This is a genomic window from Stenotrophomonas sp. S39 (genome assembly GCF_016624665.1).
Classification (GTDB): Bacteria; Pseudomonadota; Gammaproteobacteria; order Xanthomonadales; family Xanthomonadaceae; genus Stenotrophomonas.
In genome coordinates this window covers 40,460-46,459 of the sequence record NZ_JACVTT010000032.1, presented here as the reverse complement: position 1 = coordinate 46,459, position 6,000 = coordinate 40,460, and the positions used below count along the sequence as shown (strand labels likewise).

The 6,000-nt window shown below is 68.0% G+C and carries 5 protein-coding genes; all 5 read right to left on the bottom strand.

The genetic code is table 11. The annotated features are described in order from the left end of the window. Positions 1-50 precede the first annotated feature (50 nt). The gene (gene dxs, locus IAE41_RS10500) at positions 51-1,958 is read right to left on the bottom strand and encodes a 1-deoxy-D-xylulose-5-phosphate synthase (protein ID WP_200733075.1); all 1,908 of its coding nucleotides are present in this window, start codon (positions 1,956-1,958) and stop codon (positions 51-53) included. A 105-nt stretch (positions 1,959-2,063) separates the two neighbouring features. Beyond that, entirely contained in the window at positions 2,064-2,729 is a 666-nt protein-coding gene (locus tag IAE41_RS10495) for an HNH endonuclease (RefSeq protein ID WP_079222565.1), read from the bottom strand. A gap of 213 nt (positions 2,730-2,942) precedes the next feature. After that, positions 2,943-4,733: an acyl-CoA dehydrogenase C-terminal domain-containing protein gene (locus IAE41_RS10490; protein WP_200733074.1), complete on the bottom strand. Its 1,791-nt coding sequence runs from the start codon at positions 4,731-4,733 to the stop codon at positions 2,943-2,945. Positions 4,734-4,794: 61 nt separating this feature from the next. Next, positions 4,795-5,271, bottom strand: a complete 477-nt coding sequence (locus IAE41_RS10485; protein ID WP_108747063.1) for an LEA type 2 family protein — start codon at positions 5,269-5,271, stop codon at positions 4,795-4,797. A 165-nt stretch (positions 5,272-5,436) separates the two neighbouring features. Continuing rightward, positions 5,437-5,994 (bottom strand): lipocalin family protein, encoded by a 558-nt coding sequence (locus tag IAE41_RS10480; RefSeq protein ID WP_200733073.1) that lies wholly within the window; start codon positions 5,992-5,994, stop codon positions 5,437-5,439. Positions 5,995-6,000 lie beyond the last annotated feature (6 nt).

The following is a 6,000-nucleotide window of genomic DNA, read 5'->3' as shown; positions in this document are numbered from 1 at the left end:
GGACCGTTGGTCCGCACAGATGAGCCCATCCACGCATGGCGTGGATCTACTCAGCTTGCGGCGCTCAGCGGCGGCGTACCGCTTTCCAGCTTCGGCCAACGCTTGAGCACTGCCGCGCGGATGCCGGCGGCGTCGATGCCGGCTTCCGCCAGCAGGTCTTCGCGGCTGGCGTGGTGCTGGAAGGCGTCCGGCAGGCCCAGGTGCAGGATCGGGCGCAGCACGTCTTCGGCGTTCAGCAGCTCGGCCACGGCCGAGCCGGCACCGCCAGCCACGACGTTGTCCTCGATGGTCACCAGGCCGTCGTGGCTGTTGGCCATGGCCAGCACCAGCTCGCGGTCCAGCGGCTTGATGAAGCGCATGTTGACCACGCTCAGGCCCAGCTCGCGGCCGACCTGTTCGGCGGCGCTGACGGTGCTGCCAAAGGCCAGCAGGGCGATGCGGTTGCCCTGCACGCGCAGCTCGCCCTTGCCGATCGGCAAGGTGGACAGTTCGTTGCCGGCATCCACGCCGGTGCCGGTGCCGCGCGGGTAGCGCACGGCGGCCGGCCCGGGGTGCTGCAGGCCGGTGCTCAGCATCTGCCGGCATTCGGCTTCGTTGGACGGTGCCATCACCACCATGTTCGGCACGCAGCGCAGGAAGCTCAGGTCCAGGTTGCCGGCGTGGGTCGCGCCGTCCGGGCCGACCACGCCGGCGCGGTCGATCGCAAACAGCACGTCCAGGTCCTGGATGGCCACGTCATGCACCAGCTGGTCGTACGCGCGCTGCAGGAAGGTGGAGTAGATCGCCACCACCGGCTTGCCGCCCTGGGTGGCCATGCCGGCGGCCAGGGTCACCGCGTGCTGCTCGGCGATGGCCACGTCGAAGTAGCGCTGCGGGTATTCCTTGCTGAAACGCACCAGGCCGGAGCCTTCGCGCATCGCCGGGGTGATGCCGCACAGGCGCGGTTCGGCAGCGGCGGCATCGCACAGCCAATCGCTGAAGACGTCGGTATAGGTCGGCTTCTTGGCGCCGGTCTTGGCCACCAGGCCCTTGTCCGGATCGAACGGGCCCACCGCGTGGTAACCGATCTGGTCGCCTTCGGCCGGCTCGTAGCCCTTGCCCTTGGTGGTCATCACGTGCAGCAGCTTCGGGCCCTTGGAGGTGCGCAGCGTCTTCAGCGTGGACAGCAGGGCGGGCATGTCGTGGCCGTCGATCGGGCCGGTGTAGTGGAAGCCCATTTCCTCGAACATGGTGGACGGCACGAACATGCCCTTCCAGTGTTCTTCCCAGCGCTTGACGAAGCGGGCAGGATTGTTCTTCTTGTCGCCGAGGATCTTCTTGCCGCCCTCGCGCAGCGCGTTGAGCGTGCGGCTGCCGGTGGCGCGGCCGAGCATCTTGGTCAGCCCGCCGACCGCCTCGGAGATCGACATGTTGTTGTCGTTGAGGATGACCAGCAGGTTCGGTTCCGGGTCCATGCCGCCGGCGTGCATCAGCGCTTCGAAGGCCATGCCGGCGGTCATCGCGCCGTCGCCGATGACGGCCACGACCTTGCGTTCATCACCCTGCGACTGGCGCGCGATGGCCATGCCCAGCGCAGCCGAGATCGAGGTGGAGGAATGGCCGACGCCGAAGGTGTCGTATTCGCTTTCCTCGCGCTTGGGGAACGGCGCAACGCCGTCCTTCTGCTTGACGGTGTGGATCTCGTCGCGGCGGCCGGTGAGGATCTTGTGCGGGTACGTCTGGTGGCCGACGTCCCAGACCAGCTGGTCGTGCGGGGTCTGGTAGAGGTAGTGCAGGGCCACGGTGAGTTCGATCACGCCCAGGCCGGCGGCGAAGTGACCGCCGCTCTTGCCCACCGACTCGATCAGGTAGGCGCGCAGTTCATCGGCGACCGCGCGCATTTCGGATTCGTCGAACGTACGCAGGTCATCGGGCGTCTGGATGCGCGCGAGGCGGGGATAGCGGGCAGAGTCGATCATCGTGTTCGCACTTATTCTGAACGCCCATTTTCGCCCTCAATCGGGGGTGGGGCAAGCAAACGCCGCCGCCCGTGACAGGACGGTGAGGGTTGCCGGTGCCGGTGTTCAGGTGCTGAGCTTGGATCGCTTGGGCAACTGCGCCTTCAGGAAGGCCATCTGGTCGGCCAGGATGTTGCGGTTGGAGAGGATCAGGTGCTCGATCCAGCTGGGCCGGTAGGGGATGGCCAGCAGGGGCATGTTGGCCTGCTGCGGGGTGCGGTTGCTCTTGCGCGAGTTGCACTGGAAGCAGGCGGTGACCACGTTTTCCCAGCAATCCAGGCCGCCCTTGGACAGGGGCATGACGTGGTCGCGGGTGAGGGTGGGGCGGTTGAACTGCTGGCCGCAGTACAGGCAGAGGTGGGCGTCGCGGGCGAACAGCGCCGGGTTGGTCAGGTTCGGCGTGGGGTCCGGTGCGCGCGAGCGGGCATGGCCGCGGGCAGCGATGATCGGGTGCAGGTCCATGCCGCTCTGCAGGCCGCTGAGGCGGTTGGTGCCGCCGTGGATATGCAGGCAGGGGTCGCCCAGGGTCCAGGAGACCGCGTTGCGGGCGTAGAGACAGGCTGCGTCCTGCCAGGTGATCCAATCCAGGACGCGTCCGTGGGCGTCAAGCGAGAGCAGGCGGACGGTGCCGGGGCGATGCAGCGGGCTGGCATTGGGCGATGACGCGGCGCCCGGAGCAGAAATCGAGGCTCCGGCTTCGATCAGACCCAAGCGTGTAGTGTCTGTCTCCATCGGGAGAACAGCTTATACCCGAATCATTGCGATTTGTGTATCGCCTGTGGGCGATACGCAAATCGCAGGATTCGGGTCCGCGCATTCTTCCTATCCCCCGCGCCGTTGGCGCGCCCCCCTTAACAAAGGGGGGCTCTCCTCCAGATACATGGCGGGGTCTGGGCCCCTTATCCACGCGTGGCGTGGATCTACTGGGGCGTAGACGCCGTCGGCTCAGGCGCCGAAGCGCTCGTCGTCCATGGCCATCAGCGGGGCGGCGCCGGCCTGCATGGCGGCGGCGTGGGCGAGGGTGCGCGGCAGGACGCGGGCGAAGTAGAAGCGGGCGGTTTCGCGCTTGCCCTGGGCGAAGGCGGCGCCGTGTGCGCTGGCGTCGGCGGCAGCGACGCTGCGGGCCCACCAGTGGGCCAGCACCACGTAACCCGAGTAGAACAGGTAGTCGTAGCTGGCCGCGCCCAGTTCGTCAGGGTTGGCGGCGGCGCGCTTGAGCACGTCCATCGTCAGCTTGCCCCACTCGGCTGCCTTGGCCTGCAGCGGGCCGATGAACTCGGCCAGCGCCTCGTTGCCTTCGTGTTCCTTGGCGAAAGCTTCGATCTCGGCCAGCATCAGCTTCAGGCCGGCGCCCTGGCTGGAGGCGGTCTTGCGGCCGATCAGGTCCAGCGCCTGGATGCCGGTGGTGCCTTCATACAGCGTGGTGATGCGTGCATCGCGCGCCAGCTGCTCCATGCCGTGCTCGCGGATGTAGCCGTGGCCACCGAAGCACTGCAGGGCGTTGTAGGTGTTCTCGATGCCCCATTCGGTCTGGCAGGCCTTGGAGATCGGGGTGAGGAAGCTGACCAGGGTGTCGGCGCGCTCACGCTCGGCGGCGTCGCCGGCGCTGTGTGCCACGTCGATGAGGGTGGCCGCGTGCAGAGCCAGCAGGCGGCTGCCTTCGACCAGCGACTTGATGGTCAGCAGCATGCGGCGCACGTCTGGGTGGACCAGGATCGGGTCGGCGGCCTTTTCCGGGAACTTGGCGCCGCTCAGGGCGCGCGACTGCAGGCGCTCGCGGCTGTACTTCAGCGCGTTCTGGTAGGCACGCTCGGACAGGCCGATGCCCTGCAGGCCGACGCCCAGGCGTGCGGTGTTCATCATGGTGAACATCGCCTGCAGGCCCTTGTGCGGCTGGCCGACCAGGTAGCCCTGCGCACCGTCGAAGTTCATCACGCAGGTGACCGAACCCTTGATGCCCATCTTGTGCTCGATCGAGCCGCAGCGCAGTGCATTGCGCTCGCCGACGTTGCCGTCGCGGTCGACCTTGAACTTGGGGGTGACGAACAGCGAGATGCCCTTGGCGCCCGGCGGGGCGTCGGGCAGCTTGGCCAGCACCAGGTGCACGATGTTTTCAGTCAGGTCGTGCTCGCCGGCGGTGATGAAGATCTTAGTGCCGGTGATCGCGTAGCTGCCGTCGGCGTTCGGCTCGGCCTTGGTCTTCAGCAGGCCCAGGTCGGTGCCGCAATGTGGTTCGGTCAGGCACATGGTGCCGGTCCAGCGGCCTTCGATCAGCGGCTTGAGGAAGGCGTCGTGCTGCCACGCCTCGCCGTGCTGCTTCAGGGCCTCGATGGCGCCGTGGGAGAGCAGGGGGAAGTTGCCCCAGGCCAGGTTGGCCGCGTTGATCATTTCGTTCAGCGGCACGCCCAGGGTGTGCGGCAGGCCCTGGCCACCCAGTTCCGGTGCGGCGGTCAGGCCGGTCCAGCCGCCATCGACGAACTGGTCGTACGCCTGCTTGAAGCCGGGCGGGGTGGTCACTTCACCGGTGGCCTGGTCGAGCACGCAGCCGATTTCGTCGCCCACGCTGTTGAGCGGGGCCAGCACGCTGGCACTGAAGCGGCCGGCTTCTTCCAGCACGGCATCGACCACGTCGGCGGTGGCGTCGGTGAAGCCCAGGCGGGCGAACAGCGGTTCCACCTTGAGCACGTCGTGCAGGGCGAAACGGAGGTCGGAAAGCGGGGCGGTGTAGCTGCTCATCGGTGACGTCTCGATCAGGACAAAAGGGCGCGGCAGGCGATGCCGCGGCGAAAGGGGGATCTCAGCGCAGCACGCCGGGCAGGCCGGGGGCCTGGTTGAGGGTGCTGCGGCCGCTGATGTCGAAGCTGCGCTGCTTCTTTTCCTGCGGCGTGGCGGCCACCGTGCCCTTCAGCCCATAGGCCAGGGTGCGGTTGCCGGCCAGGGCGTCGGCCACCACCAGGCGCGCGCCGGAGCTGGGCACCAGGTCGAGGTTGATGACGTCGGCCGAGGTGCCGCCGATGGAGATGGCCGGCTTGGCCTGCAGGGTGCCTGCTTCGGTGTCGCCGACGGTCAGGGTCAGCGACACATCGTCGAAGGTCATGGGCATCGAGCTGTAGTTCTGCAGGCGCAGGGCGACGGTCCAGTTGCCGTCGGCGCGCACGGTGAGCTGCTGCAGGCTGGCCGCCGGTTCCGAAACACGCTTGACGATGCCATCGCTGCAAGCAGCCAGGGCCAGGGTGCACAGGACAATCAAGGCGAAACGGAAACGGTGGAGCATGGGCGCAGGTCCTTTGTAGGGGGTGCGTGGGATAAGCATACTACGGCGTATGGTGGAATGGATCGCCCATGGCGACCCGTCGCAGAGGGTAGCGCGTGAGCATGACCGGCAGGCGTGCGCGGGACGCTGCCAGGGGCGCGCCCGGGATGCTGGAAGGGTTGGGGTTCAGTCGGCCGGCGCGGGCGCGGGATCGCGCAGCGGGGCCATCACCCGCAGGGGCGCCAGGTCGTACCCCATCGCTTCGGCTTTGGCCTTGAGCTGCTCGAACAGGGCGCGGTCCATGTCGGGCAGGCGCGAGAGGATCCACAGGTATCGGCGGTCGGGTTCGCCGACCACGGCCCACTGGTAGTCCGGGTCCAGTGCGATCACCCAGTAGTCGGCCCAGACCAGCGGCACCCAGCTCAGCCAGTCGGGGGCGAAGCGCACCTGCAGCTGGCCGGGCCGGCCTTCCACCGGGCGTGCCACGCCATCGGCGGCGATGCGCTCTCCGCTCTGCACGCGGCAGGCGTTGCTGACGCTGATACGGCCGTCGCGGCGCAGGCTGTACGTCGCCGTGATGTCGCCGACGCACTTTTTCTGGAAGGAGACGGGGAGATGTGCGATCTCATGCCACTGGCCGGCATAGCGATCGATATCCAGCGCCTCGACCGACTGCACGTTGGCGGCGCCGGCGTGGGCGGCGGCGATCAGCAGGCAGGGCAGCAGCGCGTGGCGCAGTCGCATGGGATG

Excerpts from the sequence above, each read along its gene's own strand:
- dxs (WP_200733075.1), bottom strand. The coding sequence starts at position 1,958 with ATGATCGACTCTGCCCGCTATCCCCGCCTCGCGCGCATCCAGACGCCC.
- IAE41_RS10495 (WP_079222565.1), bottom strand. The coding sequence starts at position 2,729 with ATGGAGACAGACACTACACGCTTGGGTCTGATCGAAGCCGGAGCCTCG.
- IAE41_RS10490 (WP_200733074.1), bottom strand. The coding sequence starts at position 4,733 with ATGAGCAGCTACACCGCCCCGCTTTCCGACCTCCGTTTCGCCCTGCAC.
- IAE41_RS10485 (WP_108747063.1), bottom strand. The coding sequence starts at position 5,271 with ATGCTCCACCGTTTCCGTTTCGCCTTGATTGTCCTGTGCACCCTGGCC.
- IAE41_RS10480 (WP_200733073.1), bottom strand. The coding sequence starts at position 5,994 with ATGCGACTGCGCCACGCGCTGCTGCCCTGCCTGCTGATCGCCGCCGCC.